Origin of the sequence: Kitasatospora sp. NPDC092286, assembly GCF_044755565.1 — a bacterium.
Classification (GTDB): domain Bacteria; phylum Actinomycetota; class Actinomycetes; order Streptomycetales; family Streptomycetaceae; genus Kitasatospora.
Genome location: NZ_JBIVRD010000018.1, coordinates 57,619 through 76,879, shown reverse-complemented (window position 1 = coordinate 76,879; position 19,261 = coordinate 57,619). Strand labels below are relative to the sequence as shown.

The 19,261-nt window shown below is 74.8% G+C and carries 11 protein-coding genes; 6 read left to right on the top strand and 5 right to left on the bottom strand.

All coding sequences use genetic code 11. The features are described 5' to 3' along the window. Nucleotides 1-95: 95 nt before the first annotated feature. Both ACIQIB_RS20030 and ACIQIB_RS20025 read right to left on the bottom strand, forming a co-directional pair. Nucleotides 96-5,651: an amino acid adenylation domain-containing protein gene (locus tag ACIQIB_RS20030; RefSeq protein WP_400759391.1), complete on the bottom strand. Its 5,556-nt coding sequence runs from the start codon at nucleotides 5,649-5,651 to the stop codon at nucleotides 96-98. After that, nucleotides 5,648-10,660, bottom strand: coding sequence for an amino acid adenylation domain-containing protein (locus ACIQIB_RS20025; RefSeq protein WP_400759389.1), 5,013 nt, complete (start codon nucleotides 10,658-10,660; stop codon nucleotides 5,648-5,650). The genes ACIQIB_RS20030 and ACIQIB_RS20025 overlap by 4 nt, the downstream gene beginning before the upstream one ends. Nucleotides 10,661-11,339: 679 nt before the next feature. Here ACIQIB_RS20025 and ACIQIB_RS20020 point away from each other — a divergent pair. Next, nucleotides 11,340-11,783: a YchJ family metal-binding protein gene (locus ACIQIB_RS20020; RefSeq protein WP_363614384.1), complete on the top strand. Its 444-nt coding sequence runs from the start codon at nucleotides 11,340-11,342 to the stop codon at nucleotides 11,781-11,783. 16 nt (nucleotides 11,784-11,799) lie between these two features. On the opposite strand, the gene ACIQIB_RS20015 is transcribed toward ACIQIB_RS20020, so the two are convergent. Together ACIQIB_RS20015 and ACIQIB_RS20010 are read right to left on the bottom strand one after the other, a co-directional pair. After that, nucleotides 11,800-12,816, bottom strand: a complete 1,017-nt coding sequence (locus ACIQIB_RS20015; RefSeq protein ID WP_400759387.1) for a polysaccharide deacetylase family protein — start codon at nucleotides 12,814-12,816, stop codon at nucleotides 11,800-11,802. 55 nt (nucleotides 12,817-12,871) lie between these two features. Beyond that, the gene (locus tag ACIQIB_RS20010) at nucleotides 12,872-13,402 is read right to left on the bottom strand and encodes a hypothetical protein (RefSeq protein WP_400759386.1); all 531 of its coding nucleotides are present in this window, start codon (nucleotides 13,400-13,402) and stop codon (nucleotides 12,872-12,874) included. Nucleotides 13,403-13,493: 91 nt separating this feature from the next. Here ACIQIB_RS20010 and ACIQIB_RS20005 point away from each other — a divergent pair, with 91 nt between their 5' ends. Then, the gene (locus ACIQIB_RS20005) at nucleotides 13,494-14,033 is read left to right on the top strand and encodes a GNAT family N-acetyltransferase (RefSeq protein WP_400652833.1); all 540 of its coding nucleotides are present in this window, start codon (nucleotides 13,494-13,496) and stop codon (nucleotides 14,031-14,033) included. Further along, nucleotides 14,020-14,583: a 2'-5' RNA ligase family protein gene (locus tag ACIQIB_RS20000; protein ID WP_400759384.1), complete on the top strand. Its 564-nt coding sequence runs from the start codon at nucleotides 14,020-14,022 to the stop codon at nucleotides 14,581-14,583. Before ACIQIB_RS20005 ends, ACIQIB_RS20000 begins: the two co-directional genes overlap by 14 nt. Before the next feature lie 9 nt (nucleotides 14,584-14,592). Here ACIQIB_RS20000 and ACIQIB_RS19995 read toward each other — a convergent pair whose 3' ends face one another. Beyond that, nucleotides 14,593-15,501, bottom strand: a complete 909-nt coding sequence (locus ACIQIB_RS19995) for a carbohydrate kinase (protein WP_400759382.1) — start codon at nucleotides 15,499-15,501, stop codon at nucleotides 14,593-14,595. A gap of 326 nt (nucleotides 15,502-15,827) precedes the next feature. Here ACIQIB_RS19995 and ACIQIB_RS19990 point away from each other — a divergent pair, with 326 nt between their 5' ends. The 3 genes from ACIQIB_RS19990 to ACIQIB_RS19980 all read left to right on the top strand — a co-directional run bounded on the left by ACIQIB_RS19990 (nucleotide 15,828) and on the right by ACIQIB_RS19980 (nucleotide 19,105). Continuing rightward, complete coding sequence (locus tag ACIQIB_RS19990; protein WP_400759379.1) at nucleotides 15,828-17,342, top strand: M1 family metallopeptidase; 1,515 nt, start codon at nucleotides 15,828-15,830, stop codon at nucleotides 17,340-17,342. A gap of 319 nt (nucleotides 17,343-17,661) precedes the next feature. Then, nucleotides 17,662-18,183 carry a SigE family RNA polymerase sigma factor gene (locus tag ACIQIB_RS19985; protein WP_400759377.1) on the top strand — a complete coding sequence of 174 codons (522 nt, stop codon included), beginning with the start codon at nucleotides 17,662-17,664 and terminating at the stop codon, nucleotides 18,181-18,183. Continuing rightward, the gene (locus ACIQIB_RS19980; protein WP_400759375.1) at nucleotides 18,170-19,105 is read left to right on the top strand and encodes a hypothetical protein; all 936 of its coding nucleotides are present in this window, start codon (nucleotides 18,170-18,172) and stop codon (nucleotides 19,103-19,105) included. Before ACIQIB_RS19985 ends, ACIQIB_RS19980 begins: the two co-directional genes overlap by 14 nt. Nucleotides 19,106-19,261: the final 156 nt, after the last annotated feature.

The following is a 19,261-nucleotide window of genomic DNA, read 5'->3' as shown; positions in this document are numbered from 1 at the left end:
ACGACGAACGCGCAGGACGAACGCGAGACGCGGCGCCCCCGCACCCGGGCCGGGTGCGGGGGCGCCGCGTTCAGGGCTCCGCTTTCGGACGCGGACTACCGGGGGCCGGGGCGGCCGGCTCCGGCGGGGACGCGGTCCCCGGGCTCGTCCTCGCCCGACTCGTCCTCCACCGGCTCGGGGGCACCACCGGCCGGACGGGGCGGCGTCGCCCGGCCCGCGCGACCGGCCCGGCCGGCGCGGCCTGCCTTCGCCAGCGCGAGCTGGCGGTCGGCCTCGGCCTGGATGGCGTCCTTGTCGCCGATCTCGGCGTCCGGCAGGGCGTCGGGCAGCAGGTCCTCGATCAGCCGCAACGGGCGGTAGGCGAGGCCCACCAGGCCCCAGAGCCCGAGGGCCGCGCCGACCAGGACGAGCAGCAGTCCGGCGCCGCGGCCGGGACCGGTGCCGAGCACCATGCCGACCGAGTCGGCGAGCGCGCCGCCGGGCCGCATCAGCGGCTCGAAGACGTGGTCGGAGAGCGGCCCGGCGGTGAGGAAGCCGAGCGGCATCATCGACATCGCCAGCATCTGGTTGGTGGCCAGGACGCGGCCCTGGAGCTCCATGCCGACCTTGGTCTGGATCAGCGCCATCCAGTGCGAGTTGAGGATCATCATCGACGCCCAGAGGACGAAGAGTCCGCACGCGGTCAGCGCGGCCTGCGGGCGGCTGCCGGCCACGATCGCCGCCAGGCCGACCACCGAGGTGAAGCCGATCATGCCGATCGCCCGGCGCCGGGTACCGCCCCACAGGGCCATCACCAGCCCGCCGGTCAGCGCGCCCACACCGCCGATGGCCGTGATGACGCCGAGCTGGACGGCCGTGCCGCTGGCCAGGACCATCGGGGTGATCAGCACGGTGGCGACGGCGAACAGGTAGTTGAACACCACGAAGAAGACCACCAGGGCGACCAGGCTGTGCCGCCGCACGATGTAGCGCCAGCCGGTGACCACCTCGCGCAGCAGCGGCTCCTCCTGCTTGTCGAACATCGCGTCCGGGAAGCGGACCATGAGCAGGCAGGTGACACCGGTCAGGAAGGTCACCATGTCGAACAGCACCACGCCGTGCAGGCCGATCAGCGAGACCAGCACACCACCGGCCAGAACGGCCATCATGTCGCCCGCACCGGTGCCGAGCTGGGCGAGGCCGTTGGCCTGCCCGAGGTAGCGCTTGGGCACCAGTTGGGTGATCGCGGCCAGATAGGCCGGGCGCTGGAAGGCCGAGCAGACCGCCCCGGTGCAGGCCACCAGATAGATGTGCCAGACCTCCAGCAGATCGGCCCAGAGCAGCCCCCCGAGGGAGAGCATGCCGGCCGCCGCCACGGTGTCCGTGACGATCATGATCTTCCGGCGGTCCACCCGGTCGGCGAGCGCGCCCGCGATCGGCAGCAGCAGCACCGCGGGCAGCACCGCGACCACCGAGATCATCGCGAAGTCGAAGGCGGAACCGGTCTGCTGGTAGACCCAGACACCGAGGGCGAAGGTCGAGAGACTGGTGCCGACCATCGAGACGAACTGCCCGATCGCGACCTTGGCGAAGGTGCCCAGCTCGACCTTGGCCGGCGGCCGCTTGGCGTCGACCTCCGCGGCCACCCCGCCGGTGGCGGTGAACTCGGAGATCACCCGGGCGAGGTCGTCGGCCTGGTGCTTGAGGAAGTAGTGCCCGGCGCGCGGGATGACGGCCAGGTCGACGGTGTCGCCGAAGTGCTCCCACTCGGCGTACCGCTCCTGGTACAGCTGGGTGGCGCGGTCCTTCTCGCCGACCACGCACAGGATCGGCGCCGTGACCTTCGGCGGCCGCCCGTCCCCGTACGCCCGGGTGTAGAAGTCCTCGGCCTGCCGGACGTCGTGGCGCAACGCCCGGACCAGGAAGTCCTGTTCGGCCTGGTCGTAGACGTCGGTGAAGCCGCCCATGGCGCGCAGGTAGTCGAGGTAGGAGCGGTTGGAGAGCATCCGGTCGCCCGGCAGCCGCTTGGCCATCCACTCGGCGAACCGGCCGGGCAGCCGGGCCGCCGGGAACGTCCCGCCGAGCGCGACCCCGCGCAGGTCCATCCCGGCCGCCTCCAGCCGGGAGCCCAGGGCGGTGGCGAGCGCGCCGCCGAGGCAGTGGCCGTACAGCACCACCGGGCCGTCGATCCGCTCGGTGATCTGCTCGGTCAGCCGGTCGGCGAGGAGTTCGAGTTCGGTGAGCTCGTCGTCGGGACGGCTCGGATCGTGGCCGGGCAGCTCGACGGCGTACAGCCGGTGGCCGGCCGGCAGGGCGTCGGCGAGCGGCTGGAAGGTGATCGGGCTGCCGCCGCCGTAGGGGACGCAGACCACGCTGACCTCGGCCGGCGCGTTGCCCCGGGTGAGCTTGTGCAGCAGGCTGCGCGGGCCCTGGTCCACCGCGCCGCCGGCCCGGGCGTCGAGCAGGGCCGCGAGTTCACGCACGGTGGGCTGCTGGAACAGGTCGATGACGGAGAGGCCGCGGCCGATCAGGCGGACGGTGTGCACGGCGGAGAAGGAGTCACCGCCGAGCGCGAAGAAGTCGTCCGCCGCGCCGATCTCCTCGACGGCCAGCACCTGACGGTAGGCGGCGGCCACCTCGTGCTCGCTCTCCGTCACCAACTCGCCTCCACCGGAGACCGGCTGGACCGCGACCGGCTCCGGCAGGGCGGCCCGGTCCACCTTGCCGTTGGCGTTCAGCGGCAGGGCGTCCAGCACGACCAGGGCGGCGGGCACCATGTAGTCGGGCAGCCGGGTGCGCAGCGCGGCGCGCAGCTCGCCGGGGTCGGGGGCGGCGGCCGGGTCCGCGGGCACGACGTACCCGACGAGGTTCCGGGCGGCGCCCTCGCCGCGGGCGACCACCACGGTCTCGCGGACCTCGGGACGGAGCGTCAGTTCGGCCTCGACCTCGCCGATCTCGACCCGGTAGCCGCGGATCTTGACCTGGTGGTCGACCCGGCCGAGGAACTCGATGGCTCCGTCGGCGCGCCGCCGGACCAGGTCGCCGGTGCGGTAGGTGCGCCGGCCTCCGACGACGGCGAAGCGCTCGGCGGTGAGGTCGTCCCGGCCGAGGTAGCCGCGGGCGACGCCGCCGCCGGAGACGTACAGCTCACCGGGGACGCCGACCGGCACCGGCCGCTGCCGGGCGTCGAGCAGATGGGCGCCGACATTGCCGAAGGGCAGTCCGAGCGGTGCGGTGACGGCGTCCCCGAGGTCCGCCGGGACGGGGGTGCCGAGCATCGACACCGTGGTCTCGGTCGGGCCGTAGTGGTTGTGCAGCAGCAGGTCGGGCCGGGCCACGCGGATCCGGGCGACCAGGTCGGGCCGCAGCGCCTCGCCCGCGCAGATCAGCAGCCGGGCGGGCAGGATGCCGCCGAGGGCTCCGCCGTGCGCGGCCAGGCCCTCCAGGTGGCTCGGGACCAGCTTCATGGCGTCGATCCGGTGGGCGGCCGTGTAGGCGGCGAAGGCGTCCGGGTCGGTGGCCTGGTCACGGGTGAGCAGGTGGAGGCAGCCGCCGCCGGTGAGCGCGCCGAACACGTTGGTGGTGCCGAGGTCGGCGGCGAAGGTGGAGACCAGCGCCCAGTTCCAGCCCTCGGTGCCGGCGCCGACGCGTTCGCGCAGACCGTGCAGGTAGTTGCGGTAGTTGCGGTGCTCGACGGCGACGCCCTTGGGTGCGCCGGTGGAGCCGGAGGTGAAGACGACGTAGCAGAGGTGGTCCGGGCGGACGTCCACCTCGGGTGCCGCGCAGGGGGCGGCGGGGGTGGAGAGCGGGTCCAGCACGGCGGCCGGTACGGGCGTGCCGTCGAGCCGGGCGAGCAGGTCGTCGGTGGTGACGACGGCGGCGGCCCCCGCGGCGGTGAGCAGCGCGCGGATCCGCTCGTCCGGGTAGACCGGGTCGAGCGGCAGGTAGGCGCCGCCGGCCTTGAGGATGCCGAGCATGCCGACGACCAGCGCGGCCGAGCGCTCCACCAGCAGGCCGACCGGGCGGTCCGGGCCGACCCCGAGTTCGCGCAGCCGGTGGGCCAGGGCGTTGGCCCGGTGGTCGAGTTCGGCGTAGCCGAGCACGCCGTCGGCGCCGCGGACGGCGGGCGCGTCGGGGGTGCGGCGCACCTGTTCCTCGACCAGGCCGTGCAGGGTGCCGCCGAGGTCCCAGTCGCGCCGGGTGTCGTCCCACTCGGCGAGCCGGCGCTCTTCGGCGGGGGTGAGCAGGGGCAGTTCGGCGACCGGGCGGTCCGGGCCGGCGGCCATCGCGTCGAGCACGGTGGTGAGGTGGCCGAAGACCCGCCGGATGGTCGGCTCGTCGTACAGCTCGGTCCGCCAGACCAGGTCGGCGACGAGTTCGCCGCCGTTGTCGACGACCGCGACGGAGAGGTCGAACTTGGCGGTGTCGGTGCCGATGGGCTGCCAGTCCACCTCCAGGCCGGGCAGCGTGGGCTTGGCCTCGGCCTGGTTGTGGACGTTGAGCATGACCTGGAACAGCGGGGTGTGGGCGAGTTCGCGGTCCAGGCCGAGCGCGTCGATCAGGCGCTCGAACGGCAGGTCCTGGTGGCCGAAGGCGCCGAGGGTGCCCTCCCGGACGCGCTCCAGCAGCTGCCGGACGGTCGGGTCGCCGGAGAGGTCGGTGCGCATCGCCAGGGTATTGACGAAGCAGCCGACCAGCGGCTCGGTCTCGCTGCGGGTGCGTCCGGCGACGGGCGTGCCGACGACCACGTCCTCCGCGCCGGTGTAGCGGGCGAGGACGGTCTGCAGCGCGGCGAGCAGCACCATGTAGGCGGTGCCGCCGGTCCCTTCGGCGAGCGCCCGGATGCGGCGGGTGCGGTCGGCGCCGAGTTCGACGGTGATCCGCTCGCCGCGGGTGCCGGCCACGGCGGGCCGGGGGCGGTCGGTGGGCACGGTGACGGTGGCGGTGGCGCCGCGCAGGCGCTCCTGCCACCAGGCCTCCTGGCGGGCCAGTTCGCCGGCCAGTTCGGTCTGCTGCCAGTGCGCGACGTCGGCGTACTGGACGGGCAGCGGTTCGAAGGCGGGCGCCCGGCCCTCGCGGCGGGCCGTGTAGGCGGTGCCGAGGTCGTCGAAGAGCACGCCGATGGACCAGCCGTCGGCGGCGATGTGGTGCAGCACCAGGCTGAGCACGGCGCCGTCGCCGGTGCGCAGCAGGGCGGCGCGCAGCGGCAGGTCGGCGGCGAGGTCGAACGGGCGCCGGGCCTCCTCGTCCAGCCGCGCCGCCACCTGGCCGGCGGGGACGTCGGCGGTGGCGAGGGTGAAGCGGGTGGCGTCCAGCAGTTCGGGCCGGACGTCGCCGTCGACCGTCGGGTAGACGGTGCGCAGCACCTCGTGCCGGGCGAGCACGTCCGTGAGGGCGGCGCCGAGGGCGGCGGGGTCGGGCTCGCCGTCGAGGTGCAGGGCGAGGGGGATGTGGTAGGCGGCGCTGTCCGGTTCGTACTGCGCGAGGAACCACATCCGGCGCTGGGCGGACGAGAGCGGTGCCGGGGTGCCGTCGGGGCGGGGCGCGATGCCCTGCTGGGCGGGTCTGGCGGCGGCCTTGGCGGCCTTGGCCTGGGCGAGGCGGCGGCGCAGGAGTTCCTGGCGTCTGGCGTCCGGGTCCGGACGGGCGCCGCTGGTGGTCTGGTCGGTCATGCGTTCTCCCCCGTCAGGGCGCCGACGGCCGGGTTCGGCTCGGTGCCCGGGTCTTCAGGTGCGTCGGTGCCGTGGGCTCTGGCTAGTCCGTCGAGTCCGTCGAGATCGTCGACATCGTCAAAGTCGTCCAGGCCGTCGATCTGGTCGAGCAGGAGGTCCTCTATTCGGCGGGCCATCGCGGCCAGGGTGCGGGCCTCGAAGACGGTGCGCAGCGGCAGGTCGAGGTCGAAGGTGTCACGGACCCGGGCGGCCAGCCGGGTGGCGAGCAGCGAGTGGCCGCCGACCGAGAAGAAGTCGTCGTGCCGGGAGACCCGTTCGATGCCGAGGACCTCCTGCCAGATGTCGGCGAGCAGTTCCTCGCAGTCGCCCTCGGGCGGTGCGCCGGCGCCGCCGAGCTGCGGGACGGGCAGGGCCGCCCGGTCCACCTTGCCGCTGGGGGTCACCGGCAGCGCGTCGAGCAGGACGAGCGCGGCGGGCACCATGTAGTCGGGCAGCCGGTCGGTGAGGACGGTGCGCAGCGTGTCCTCGGTGAGGGTGCCGTCGGTGACGGCGTAGCCGGCGAGGGCCGGTCCGGCGGGGGTCTCGACCAGCCGGGCCGCACCCGCGGTGACGCCGGGGACGGCGGTGAGCGCGGCCTCGATCTCGCCGAGTTCGATCCGGAAGCCGCGCAGCTTGACCTGGGCGTCGGTGCGGCCGTGGTACTCCAGCCGTCCGTCGTGGCGGCGGCAGGCGAGGTCGCCGGTGCGGTACATCAGCGCGTCCTCGGGGCCGCCGGGCTCCGGGACGAAGCGTTCGGCGGTGAGGTCGGGCCGGCCGTGGTAGCCGAGGGCGACGCCGGCGCCGGCGATGCAGAGTTCGCCGATGCCGTTGGCCGGGACGGGCTGCCCGTTGACGTCCAGGAGGTGCAGCCGGGTGTTGGCGATGGGCTTACCGAGCGCCACCACGCCGCCGTGGGAGGCGAGTTCGGCGGTGACCCGCTGAGCGGTGGACCAGACGGTGGTCTCGGTCGGCCCGTACAGGTTCCACAGCGTTTCGGTGCGGCCGAGCAGGGCCTCGGCGAGGTCGGCGGTGAGCGCCTCGCCGCCGCACAGGGCGGTCAGGGCGGGGCGGCCGGCCCAGCCGGCCTCCAGCAGCATCCGCCAGGTGGCGGGGGTGGCCTGGAGGTGGGTGATGCCGCACCGGTCCAGCCAGTCGGCGAGCGCGTGCCCGTCGGTGGCGGTGGCGCGGTCGGCGATCTCGACCCGGGCGCCGGTGACCAGGGGCAGCCAGAGTTCCAGGCCGGCGATGTCGAAGGTGACGGTGGTGACGGCGGCCATCACGTCCCGCTCGGTGAGGCCGGGTTCGCGGCCCATCGAGGCGAGGAAGTTGACGATGGCGCGGTGCGGCACGGAGACGCCCTTGGGGCGGCCGGTGGAGCCGGAGGTGTAGAGCAGGTAGGCCGGGTCCTCCGGGCCGACCGCGGCCGCCCGCGCCTCGGGGGCCGCGGCGGCCTCCGGGCCGTCGGCCAGGACGACGGTGCGTCCGGCGAACAGCTCGTCGCCTGCGGTGGCCTGTTCGGCGACCAGCAGGGTGATCCCGGCGTCGTCGAGCACCGCGCGGTTGCGGGCGAGCGGCTGGTCGATGTCGAGCGGCAGGTACGCGGCGCCGCTGCGCAGGACGCCGAGGAGGGCTGCGGGGAGCAGCCGGCCACGCCGGACGGCGACCGCGACCAGGGCCCCGGGGCCGGCGCCGTGCTCGCCGAGCAGATGGGCCAGCCGGCCCGCGGCGGCGTCGAGTCCGGCGTAGTCGAGGGTGCCGTCGGCGGCGGAGACGGCGACGGCCTGCGGGGTGCGGGCGGCCTGGGCGGCGACCAGCTCGTGCAGCCCGGCGTCGGGCACCGCCGCCTCGGTGCGGTTGACCTGCTCGGTGGCGGCGGCCAGTTCGGCGGGCGTGAGCATCGCCAGCTCGCCGAGCGGGCGGTCGGGTTCGGCGACGGCCGCACCGAGCAGCGCGGTCAGGTGGTCGAGCGCGGCCAGGACGGACCGCTCGTCGTAGCGCGAGGTGCGGTACTCGGCCGAGAGCAGCGGGCCCTCGGCCGGGAACTCCAGGAACAGCGAGAGGTCGGTCTTGGCCGTGCCGTTGCACACCTCGGCGACGAACCGCAGGCTGAGCCCCGGCAGTTCGACCCCGGCCACGGGGTGGTTCTGGACCGCGAGCATGACCTGGGCGATCGGCGAGGCGGTCAGCCCGGCCGGGGTGCCCACCCGGCGGGCGTGCTCCAGGAACGGGAATCCGCTGTGCTCGGCGGCGTCCAGCACCACCGGGCGGACCCGGGCGACCAGGTCGCGGAAGGTGTCGGTGCCGGCCACGCCGAAGCGGAGCGCCACCGTGTTGATCAGCGACCCGAGCACCTGCTCCAGCTCGGGGACCGGGCGGACCGCGAACGGGCTGAGCACGGCGACATCGGTGCGGCCGGTGTAGCGGTGCAGCACCCCGCCGAGGGCGGCCAGCACCGCCATGTAGAGGCTGGCGCCCTCCTGGGCGGCCCAGCGCTCGGCCGAGTGGACCAGGCCGGTGTCGAGCCGGCGGGCGATCCGGCGCCCCGCGGTGTCGTGCGGGTTGGGGTGCGGCCGGTCGCCGGGCAGGTGCTGTTCGACCTCGACTCCGAGCAGGTGCTCGCCCCAGCGCAGCGCGTCCTCGCGGGCGGCCTCGTCGGCGCGTTCCTCCCAGCGGGCGACGTCGGAGAACTGCAGGTCGGGCTCGGCGAGTTCGCCGTCCTGGTAGGCGCGGCCGAGCTCGGCGAGCAGCAGGCCGGCGGCCCAGCCGTCCATCGCGGCGTGGTGGACGGTGATCAGCAGTTCGTGCGCGTCCGCGCCGGTGCGCAGGGCGAGGGCGCGCAGCAGCCGGCCCCCGGTGAGGTCCAGCGGCCGGGCGGCCTCGGCGCGCAGCGCGGCGTCGAGCTTCTCCTCGTCGGCGCCGGTGAGGTCGAGCAGCGGCACCTCGACGGCGTACGGCGGGCGGATCTCGGCGACCGGGTCGCCGTCGCGGCCGGTCAGCGCGGTGCGCAGCACCTCGTGCCGGCGGACCACCTCGGTCAGCGCGCGGCCGAGGGCGGTCCGGTCGAGGGCGCCGGCGGCGTGGATCCGCAGCGGAACGTTGTAGAGCGAGCTGCCGGGCTGGACGGACTCGTGCAGCCAGAGCTCGCGCTGAAAACCGGTGGCGCGGGCGGGCAGTTCGGCCTCACGCTTGGGGGGTGCGACGGACGGACGTCCGCCGCCGCCGTTCGCGACCCGGACGGCGAGCGCGGCGACGGTCGGCGCGGCGAAGAACTCGCCGAGCGGCACCCGGGTGCCGTACTCGCGCTCGATCCGGGCGAGCACCCCGGCGGCGAGCAGCGAGTGGCCGCCGAGGTCGAGGAAGACGTCGTGCACACCGACCTGGGGGACGCCGAGGACGCCGCGCCAGAGTTCGGCGATGCGCTCCTCGACGGGCGTGCGGGGGGCGACGAACAGCTCCTGCCCGGCGCGGCTGCGGGCGGCGGGCGGCAGCGCCTTGCGGTCGGTCTTGCCGTTGGGGGTGAGCGGCAGCCGCGCCAGCACGCCGACGGCCAGCGGCACCATGTAGCCGGGCAGCGCGGCGGCGCAGTGGGCCCGCAGCTCGGCGGGGGTCGGCTCGGCCGTGCCCGGGGCGGGCTGGACGAAGGCGGCCAGGTAGTCGCCGGCCTCGTCCTGCTGGACGACGGCGGCGGCGGCCTCGACCGCGGGGTGGGCGGCGAGCACGGCTTCGATCTCGCCGAGTTCGACCCGGAAGCCGCGCACCTTGACCTGGTGGTCGACCCGGCCGTGGTACTCCAGCTCGCCGTTCGGCAGGCGGCGCACCAGGTCGCCGGTGCGGTAGCAGCGTTCGCCGCCGACGGTGACGAAGCGCTCCTCGGTGAGGTCCGGGCGGCCGTGGTAGCCGCGGGCCAGGCCCTCGCCGGAGAGGTAGAGCTCGCCGATCCCGCCGTCCGGGACGGCGGTCCGCCGCTCGTCGAGCACATGGCCGGTGGTGCCGTCGAGCGGGCGGCCGATCAGGGGCTCGCCGGGCTCGTCCCGGCCGACCAGCGACCAGGTGGAGTAGACGGTGTCCTCGGTCGGCCCGTAGAGGTTGTACAGGCGTTCGACCTGGGGCTGGGCGTAGACCTGGTCGGCCAGATGGCGTGGTAGCGCCTCGCCCGCCAGGTTGACGACCCGTACGCCGCCCGGCAGACCCCCGCCGCCGGGAAGGCCGCCGCCGCGCAGCAGCGCCGCCATGGCGCTGGGCACGGTGTTGACCAGGGTGACCTCGTCGCGGGCGGGCAGCTCCGGCAGCGCAAGGACGTTCTCGGCCACCACGACGGTGCCGCCGACCGCGAGCGGGAGGAACAACTCGTACACCGAGATGTCGAAGCAGACCGAGGTGCCGAACAGCACCCCGGCCAGGTCGGACGGCGTGTAGGTGCGCGCGGCCCAGCGCAGCATGGCGTTGACGCCGCGCTGGGTGACCGAGACGCCCTTCGGCCGGCCGGTGGAGCCGGAGGTGTACAGGACGTACGCCAGCGCGTCGGCGCCGCCCGCCGGCGCGAGGGGCGCGGCGGGGCCGTCCCCGTCGACGTGGAGCAGCGCGGCACCGGCGGCGGACAGCAGGTGTTCGTGCGTCCGGTCGGTGACCACGACGGGTGCCTGGGCGTCGCCGATCACCAGTTCCAGCCGGTCGCGCGGGTACGCCGGGTCCAGCGGTACGTAGGCGCCGCCCGCGCGCAGCACCGCCAGCAGCGTGACCACCAGGTCCGCCGTTCGCGGTAGGCAGACCCCCACCAGGGTCTCGGCGCCCACCCCGGCGCCGGCCAGCCGGCCCGCCACCGTGTCCACGGCCGCGGCCAGTTCGCGGTAGGTCAGACGCCGCTCGCCGTCGATCACGGCGATGGCATCGGGGGTCCGTCTGACCTGCGCGTCGACCAGATCGGCCAGCGAGGCTGCCGGGTCCAGTGGAGGAAGTCCCGTCGAACTCATCAACTCTCCTGAGGGATGGCCCTGCGCCGACTTGTGGTCGGCGAGAAATGGGCGGTGTGCCCTCGGAGATGGTGGGGTAAAGATCTCCGGATGACCAGCACATTTCCGTCACTCGTTCGATATGCCGGAAAGATCACTTTCTCTTCACCACTCAACGGTGCCGAGGTGTGACGGTTCGTTGACGATTTCGTACAGATTGTCAGTGCCCGTGACATCCGGGTCTTCTGACGCTACGGTCGTCGCAGCAACGGACGAGGCGTCAGCTCTCGGTCGCGCGGCGTCTTTGGCGTCTCCGCCTTGACCTGCTCTTTTCCCTCTGCCATGTCCTCGCGCGGGCCTGCCCGGGCTGTCCGGGTTCAGGTGTCGGCGCGCGGGACCGACGGGTCGGCCTCCTTCGGACAGGCCTCAGGCCGGGCCGGCCGCGAGCCTGCGGGAGTGCTCCTCCCAGCCCACCGTCAGCCGGTCCACGGCCGCCGTCACCCGCGGCATCAGCCTGCCGATCGACGAGGGCCTGGCCGTCGAGGCCGCCTGGTTCGCGGCGACCGTCCCGTCCGACGGCCTCGCGGACCGCCTGCGGCGCTTCCTCGACCGGGCCCGCTGACCGCCGGAACGGGGCGGGGAGCGGGGCGTGAGCGGGCCAGGGCGCGGGGCACTCCGGCGAGGGGCGAGAATGGACGCCATGTCCCGACGCCGCTCCGCCGCCCGCGCCACGCCCCGAGCCACCGCCCCCCGGCTGCTGCCCTCCTCGCCCTGCCCGTGCGGGCTGCCCGCCGCCTACGCCGAGTGCTGCGGCCGGCTGCACCGGGGCCAGGCCGCGGCCGCCACCGCCGAGGCCCTGATGCGCTCCCGGTTCAGCGCCTTCGCCGCCCAGGACGAGGCGTACCTGCTGCGCAGCTGGCACCCCGACACCCGGCCCGCCACCGTCGACTTCGACCCCGCGCTGCGCTGGGTCCGGCTGGAGGTGCTCTCCAGCACCGACGGCGGCCCCTTCCACAGCGAGGGCACGGTCGCCTTCCGCGCCCACTACACCGAGGGCCGCGAGGAGGGCGTCCTCACCGAGCACAGCCGCTTCGTCCGCCACGAGGGCGCCTGGGTCTACCTCGACGCCCTCTCGCTCCAGTGACGCCCCGCCGACGGGCCTACAGGTAGTCGTCCAGGCGGGCGAGCGCGAAGCCCTGCGCGGTGACGTCGTTCACGACCTTGCGGAGCAGGTCGGGCATGGTGCCGCGCCAGAGGTCGGTGCCCCGGAAGTGGGTGAGGATGATGTCGCCCGGGTGCAGGCGCTGGTCGGCGTAGCGGTACTCCATGCGGTCGGGGAAGGCCTCCTCGTTCCAGAGCGGCACCGCCTCGATGCCGCAGGAGGCGGCGGCGCGCAGCGTGTCGTCGTTGTACTCGCCGTACGGCGGCCGGAACAGCCGGGGGCGGGCGCCGATCTGCTGCTCCAGCTGGTCCTGCTGGCGGCAGATCTCGTCGTGCTGCACGTCGTAGCCGAGCACCTTGAGGTTGCGGTGGTTGATGGTGTGGTTGTTGACGGCGGCGCCCTGGGCGGCGAGGTTGCGGAAGTAGCCGTAGTCGGAGCGGGCCAGGTAGTCGGCGACGAAGGTGCTGAGCGGGATCCCCAGTTCCTTCGCCATCCGGGAGAAGGCGGGATCCTTCTCGGCGCCGTCGTCGACGGTCAGGAAGACGATCTTCTCGTCGGTCGGGACGCGGTAGACCACCGGTGGCCGCCCGTCGCTGAGCTTCACGCCCTGGGCCGGCCGCAGTTCCGGCCTGCTCGCCGGACGCTGCGGCGCGGGCAGCGGCACCCGCTCCAGACCCCAGCGGTGGACGGCCTCCAGCCTGGCCCGGACGGCGGCCTCCCGGCGGGCGAGCGCCTCACCGCCGCGCTCCTCCTCCTGCCGGGCCAGGCCCGGCATCCCCAGCGGCGCGGCCGGGGGCCGGGGCCCGCCGCGGTCGGCCGCCTCGCTCTCGTCCGCTGCGGCGGCGGTGCTCGCGGCGGTGCGGGAGGGCCTCCCGCCCTGCCCGGACGGTGCGGCGCAGCCCGCCATCACGGCCGTCAGGCAGACGGCCGCCACCAGACCGGCCCCGGCCCGGCGGCCTGCTCGGTGACGGCCCTTCGATCCCCCATTAATCTGATTATCTGCCATTTTGTCCATGCAGCACTGCTCCCCCGTGCCACCCCTCGGCCAACCCCCTCGTCACCCCCGCGGGCTAAGCACGGGAGCCGCCCCGCAGACCCTCCGCCCACGCGGCCAGCACGGCGAAGTCCGCGTCCACCAGCCCCCGTCCGGGGTGCACCCGGTGCAGCAGCGCGGGCCCCGCGTGGTGCGCCGCCACGTACGCCCGATCGGTCTCCCCGATGTCGTCGTCCACCCAGGCGAACGGGCGTCCGGCCACCCAGCTGACGATCGGCCAGGTCTTCGGACAGGTGTCGTCCGGCCGCCACTCCGCCGGGCCGGGCAGCTCGACGTGCGGCAGCGGCGGCAGCCCCAGGACCGGCGCGATCCAGGTATTGGCGCAGGCCTGCCACGTACTCGCCCATACCAGCTCGTACGGCAGCCCCCGCAGCTTCGGCCCGTGCGCCCGGTCCAGCCAGATCTCCACCGGCCCCCGTGCCCAGCCGGGTTCGGTCCGGTGCGCGCGGTAGGCGGCCGGGCGCTCGCCCGCGTCGGCGTAGTACGGGTTGAGCGGACCGTCGACGTCGAGCAGGAGCAGCGGGCGGGGATCCGGGCTCGGGTTCACGCTCGGCAGCCTAGCCCGGGCGTCGGGCGCACCCCCGTCCGTCTGGGAAAACGGTTCGCGGGCGGGGTGGGCCGCCACCGATAATGCGCGCATGACGAACAGTGCGCCGCGTACCACCGATCCCTGGGCCGTCGCCCGGGCCGATGTCGGCTCCGAGGAGGCGCTGGCGCTGCTGCGCGAGTACTACACCGATGTCGCCAACCGGTACTACCGGTTGCACCTCGGCCGCGAGGGCACGCCCGAGGAGATCGAGGCCGGCCTGGCCGGCTCGCCGAGTGACGACCTCGCCGGGCCCACCGGGCTCTTCCTGCTCGGCCGCTACCGCGGCGAGGCCCAGTCCTGTGCCGGTCTGCGGGTGCGGGACGCCCGCACGGTCGAGCTGACCAGGGTCTTCGTCCGGCCCGGTCTGCGCGGCACCGGCGGCGGCGCCCGGCTGCTGGCCGCCGTGGACGAGGCCGCCCGCGCGCTCGGCGCCGAGCGGATCGTGCTGGACACCCGGCTCGACCTGGTCGAGGCCCGCGCGCTCTACTCGCGACACGGATACCGCGAGATCCCGGCGTACAGCAGCGGGCCGTACGCCCAGGTCTGGTACGGCAAGGACATCACGGCGCCCGCCCATGCAGACCGTTGAGCTGGTCTGCGACGCCTCCTTCGACCGCGCCGTACGCGCGGTCTGGCAGACGCTCGCCGACGGCGGCGTGGACAGCCTCGCCCACAACACCCACCCCGACCACCGCCCGCACCTCACCCTGGCCTCCTGCGCCCGGATGCCGGCCGACGCCCCGGCGCGGCTCGACGAACTCCTCGCCGACGCACTGCCGTTGACCGTCCGGCTGACCGGCCTGCTCTCCTTCGCCGCACGCAGCAGGCGCCGGGTGCTCTCCTGGTCGGTCGTGCCCACCGTGGACCTGATCCTGCTCCACCACCGGGTCTGGCAGATCCTCGCCGACGCCGAGGAACCCGACCCGCACTACGTCCCCGGCCGCTGGTCCCCGCACCTCGGTCTCACCCGCCGGCTCACGCCGGACGCCCTGACCCGGGCCCACGCCCTCCTCGGCCGCCACCCCGACCTCACCGGCGTCCTCACCGCCGCCCGCAGTTTCGACTCCAAGGCGCAGCAGTCCCGTTGGCTGGGCGCACCGGAGCCGCGAACGGCACCGGCGGCACCGGCGGACCAGTAGGCGCCCGGCTCAGCCGACGCCCGGCGTACCGGCGCGCAGAGCGGCGCGCAGTTCGCCGGCGTCGGGCGGGTTGGCGCCGGCCCGGGCGACGGTGAGGGCGGCGGCCGTGACCGCCTCGACGAGCGCCTCGGCGAGGGCGGCACCGGAGTGGCGGGCGCGCAACAGGGCGGCCATGAAGGCGTCACCGGCGCCCACCGTGTCGGCGACCGTCACGGGTACCGCGGCCGCCTCCACCCGCCGCCCGTCCGCGGTGAGGGCGAAGGCGCCGTCACCGCCCCGGGTGACGGCGACCACGGCCGGGCCGAGGCCGAGCCAGCGCCGGGCCACCTGCTCCGGGTCCTGCCCCGGGTAGAGCCAGGCCAGGTCCTCGTCGCTGGCCTTGACCAGGTCACTGAGCGCCACGCAGCGTTCGACCCGCCGGACGGCCTGCTCCCGTTCGCCCATCAGCGCGGGCCGCACATTCGGGTCGTAGCTGACGGTGGCCCGGGAGCGGAAGCGTTCCACCAGGGCGAGCACGGCCGACGCCCCGGGTTCTCCGACGGCCGCGATGGACCCGATGTGCAAGTGGCCCGGCGTGTACGGGAGATCGCGCGGCGTCAGCGTCCAGCCGATGTCGAAGGTGTAGCGCGCCCGGCCCTGCTCGTCCAGCTCGACCACCGCGGACGGCGTCCGGGCACCCTCCTCGGCGTCCGCGAGGACGGTGACACCCGCGGACTCCAGGTGTGCCCGGATCAGCCGGCCGTTGGGGTCGGCGCCGAGCTGGGTGAGCAGCGCGGTCGGCAGCCCGAGCCGCGCCAGCCCGTACGCGACGTTGGCGGGGCTGCCGCCGGGGTGGACCCGGTCGGGCGCGCCGTCCGTACGGACGATGTCGGCGACGCACTCACCGATCACCAGGAAGCTCGGGGCGGGGCTGGTCAAGGCTGCTCCTGCCGGTCCGGAACGTCAGCGTGGGTTGCAGCCGCCCAGCCTACGGGCAGGCGGGCCCGGACATGAAGGACGGCCGCCGGACCTGGCCAGGTTCTCCGACGGCCGTGGCCCCGTCCGTCAGGGGGCGGAGCACTTCGAACGTTATGACAGTCCGCTGCCGACCGGCTACCGGACTGACCCGTTCGGGGGACGCCGCAGGCCTCGGAGGCGTCCCGGACCGCCCAGCCCCTCCACTACGATCCGTGTCCGGAAGGTCACTCAACGGCGCCGGTCGCCCAGGACCCGGCCCAAGGCCCGAACAGCAGGACACGAAAGCGGTGGTCACCATCCCCAGGACCCGTTCCAGCCTCGCCGTCGCCCTCGCGCTCGCCTCGGCGGTGCTCTGCGCCACCGTGCCGTCCGCCGCGGCGGCGGACGGCCTCGGCGACCCGGTCTTCCCCGCGCTCGGCAACCCGGGCTACGACGCGCTCGCCTACGACCTCTCGTTCGACTACCGGCCCGACACCCGCACCGTGGACGGCCGCACCGTGCTCACCGCCCGCGCGCTCACCGCGCTGCCGGGCCTGGAGCTGGACGCGCTCGGGCTGGACGTCCGAAGCGTCCGGGTCGACGGCCGCCCTGCGGCGTTCCGCACGCACGACGAGAAGCTGACCGTCGTTCCGGCCAGGGCGGTGCCGCGGGGCGCCCTGCTGCGGGTGTCCGTCGACTACACGGCCGACCCGGGGGCCCGGCTGCCGCACACCGGCTGGGTGCCCACGCCCGACGGCTTCGCCGTCGCCGGACAGCCCGACAGCGCCCACACCGTCTTCCCCTGCAACGACCACCCGAGCGACAAGGCCCGCTTCACGATCAGTGTCACCGCGCCGGACGACGTGCTCGGCGTCGCCAACGGGCGGCTCGCCGCCACCGAACCGGCCGGCGACGGGCGGACCACCCGGCGGTACGTGTCGCGTGAGCCGATGGCGACGGAGCTGCTGCAGGTGGCGGTCGGCGACTACACCGTGCGCGAGCGTTCCGGCCCGCACGGGCTCCCGCTGCGGGACGTCGTCCCGACCGCCCGCGCCGCCGGTCTGGAGCCGGCCCTCGCGCTCACCCCCGCCCAGCTGGAGTGGGCCGAACAGCGTCTCGGACGCTTCCCGTTCGAGACGTACGGGCTGCTGCCCGTCAACAGCGACGACCCGGCCGCCTTCGGCTTCACCGGTCTGGAGACGCAGACCCTCACCCTCTACAAACCGGACTTCCTGCGCCGGCCCGAGCCCGCGATCGGCTCGCACATGATGCACGAGCTGATCCACTCGTGGTTCGGTGACAGCGTCTCGCCGCGCAGCTGGGCGGACCTCTGGCTGAACGAGGGCCACGCCGACTTCTACGGCCTGATGTACCGCTACGAGCGCGGCTGGCCGGACCCGGGCGGTTTCACCGCTCTGACGGACCGGATGCGCGACCTCTACGCCAGGGGCGACCAGTGGCGCCACGACTCCGGGCCGGTCGCCGCGCCGAACGCCGTGAACCTCTTCGACAGCCAGCGCTACACCGGCGGCGCGCTGGTGCTGTTCGCGCTGCGCGAGCGGGTCGGGGCGACCGCCTTCGACCGGATCGAGCGGGCCTTCCTCCGACGGCACCGGTACGCCACCGCCACCACCGCCGACTACCTGCGGACGGCCTCCGAGGTCTCCGGCGAGGACCTGACGGGCTTCCTCACCGACTGGCTCTACGGGCGGCGCACCCCGCCGATGCCGGGCCACCCGGACTGGACGGTGACGCCGGTCGATCCGGCCGGACCCGCCGTCCGCGGGCCGGCGGGCACGCCGCGCGGCACCGGGACGCTCTGACCCGGCCGGGCCCGTCCGTCGTGGGCGGGTACGCCGTGCTGCCCCGGCGCGCCGGGGCGGTGCGCCAGGGCGCCGTCCACGCGCCCCTGTGCGGTGGGGACCGGCGGGCGCATCGTGGTGCCCACGGCCCGCCCGCCGCCCGGCCGAGTTCCGGCCGGCTCGCGGGCCGTCCAACACGTCCGGAAAAATGGCCGCCTTCGGCAGGCAACCCGTACGGACTCCCATCGCGTTCATGCAGCCGTGAGACGAACACCACGACCGCCGGCACGGCCGGCACTGCTGACAGGAACGACGGGAACACCATGGCGGGGGCGGCACGATGAGGGACGCGACACCGGACTTCGAGGAGTTCGTCGCCGCCCGCAGCCCACGCCTGCTGCGCATGGCCTGGCTGCTGACCGGCGATCCGCATCTGGCCGAGGATCTGCTGCAGACGGCGCTGGCCAAGGTCTGGCCCCGCTGGGAGAAGATCTCCATCGACCGGCCGGAGGCGTACGTGCGCCGGGTGCTGGTGAACTCGCACGTCTCCTGGTGGCGGCGGCGCTGGCACGGGGAGCTGCCGCACGGCGAACTGCCGGAGTCCCCGGTGCACACGGACCCGTTCGAGGACGTGGTGGTCGGCCAGGTGGTGGCCGCGGCCGTGCGGGCGCTGCCACCGCGCCAGCGGGCCGTGGTGGTGCTGCGGTACTTCGAGGACCTCAGCGTCGAGGACACGGCCGAGGCGCTGGGCTGCAATCCGGGGACGGTCAAGAGCCAGACCCATCGCGCCTTGCAGGCGCTGCGCGGCAAGCTGCCCTCCCGGGAACTGATGCTGAACGGGGGACGCCGTGACGGGATCTGATGGCACCCATCCGGAGTCCGGCCCCCTGGAGTTCGACCGCTCGGAGTTCGACCGCTCGGGCTTCGAGCGGCCCGGCTCCGGCCGCTCCGGCGGGTCTTCGGCCGCCGACACGGAGGAGGAGCAGGAGCTGCGGTACCTGCTGCGGCAGGCCGCTCCCCACCTCCCGCCTCCGGCCGACCTGCTGGACCGGGTCCTCGAACGCGCCGCCCGGACCCGTCGCCGCAGGCGGACCGCCGGGCTCGCGGCCGGGCTGACCACCGGTCTGGTCGCCGCCGCACTGGCCGCCGCCCCGGCCATCGCGCCCGCGCCGCCGGCCGGGGTCATCCGTCCGGCGGCCACGCCGCCGGCGCCGACCGCCGCCGCTTCCCCGACCGTCACCGCTTCGCCGGCCCCGACCTCCGCCGGGCCCGGCGGCGCCTTCGGATACCCCGTGCGGCCCGTCGGCTTCCCGGAGCTCGGCGGACTGGTCGTCTACATGCCGATCGGCTGGTCCACCCTGCTCATCCCGTCCGCCGACCCGCGCCGGAGCACCGGCTACCTGGCCTCCCAGCCGCTCACGGTGAGGCCGTCCTGCACGGCGAAGCAGAGCGCGTGCGCCACGGCACCGGCCGACGAACTGGGCGAAGACGGCGCGCTGATCGCCATCGGACTGATCGACGACCAGACCCTCGCCGCCAAGCTGTCCGGAACCAGCGAGCCGGCGGCCGAAGCCGGGCTCGACAAGGACTGCTTCGGCCTCGGCGGCACCCTCGCCCTCCTCGGCCACCGGACGGTCGCCGAGGCCGACCAGGTGACGGTGGTCGAACTGAAGGCCTGTCTGAACAAGCCGTCCGAGCGGACCCTGCAGTCGGTGCAGCAGATCCTCAGCTCGGTCCGCGTCACCGGGAACGCCCCCGCCGCCCCGGGCAGCCGCCGCGGCTGACCCGCTCCCCCGCCACGCTCCTCACCGAGGCGGTACCGCCATGCCCCACCCCGTCATGCCCTCGCCGGGGCCGGTGCTGCCGCTCGTGAGCGGGTCGGTAAGGGGGCTCGGAGCCCGCCCGGCACGCCTCGGTGCCGACGGCGAACACCCGGTCGG

Bases quoted from the DNA above. Each gene is read 5' to 3' on its own strand.
- ACIQIB_RS20025 (WP_400759389.1), bottom strand. From the start codon at position 10,660: ATGAGTTCGACGGGACTTCCTCCACTGGACCCGGCAGCCTCGCTGGCC.
- ACIQIB_RS20030 (WP_400759391.1), bottom strand. From the start codon at position 5,651: ATGACCGACCAGACCACCAGCGGCGCCCGTCCGGACCCGGACGCCAGA.
- ACIQIB_RS20020 (WP_363614384.1), top strand. From the start codon at position 11,340: ATGTCCCGACGCCGCTCCGCCGCCCGCGCCACGCCCCGAGCCACCGCC.
- ACIQIB_RS20015 (WP_400759387.1), bottom strand. From the start codon at position 12,816: ATGGACAAAATGGCAGATAATCAGATTAATGGGGGATCGAAGGGCCGT.
- ACIQIB_RS20000 (WP_400759384.1), top strand. From the start codon at position 14,020: ATGCAGACCGTTGAGCTGGTCTGCGACGCCTCCTTCGACCGCGCCGTA.
- ACIQIB_RS19985 (WP_400759377.1), top strand. From the start codon at position 17,662: ATGAGGGACGCGACACCGGACTTCGAGGAGTTCGTCGCCGCCCGCAGC.
- ACIQIB_RS20005 (WP_400652833.1), top strand. From the start codon at position 13,494: ATGACGAACAGTGCGCCGCGTACCACCGATCCCTGGGCCGTCGCCCGG.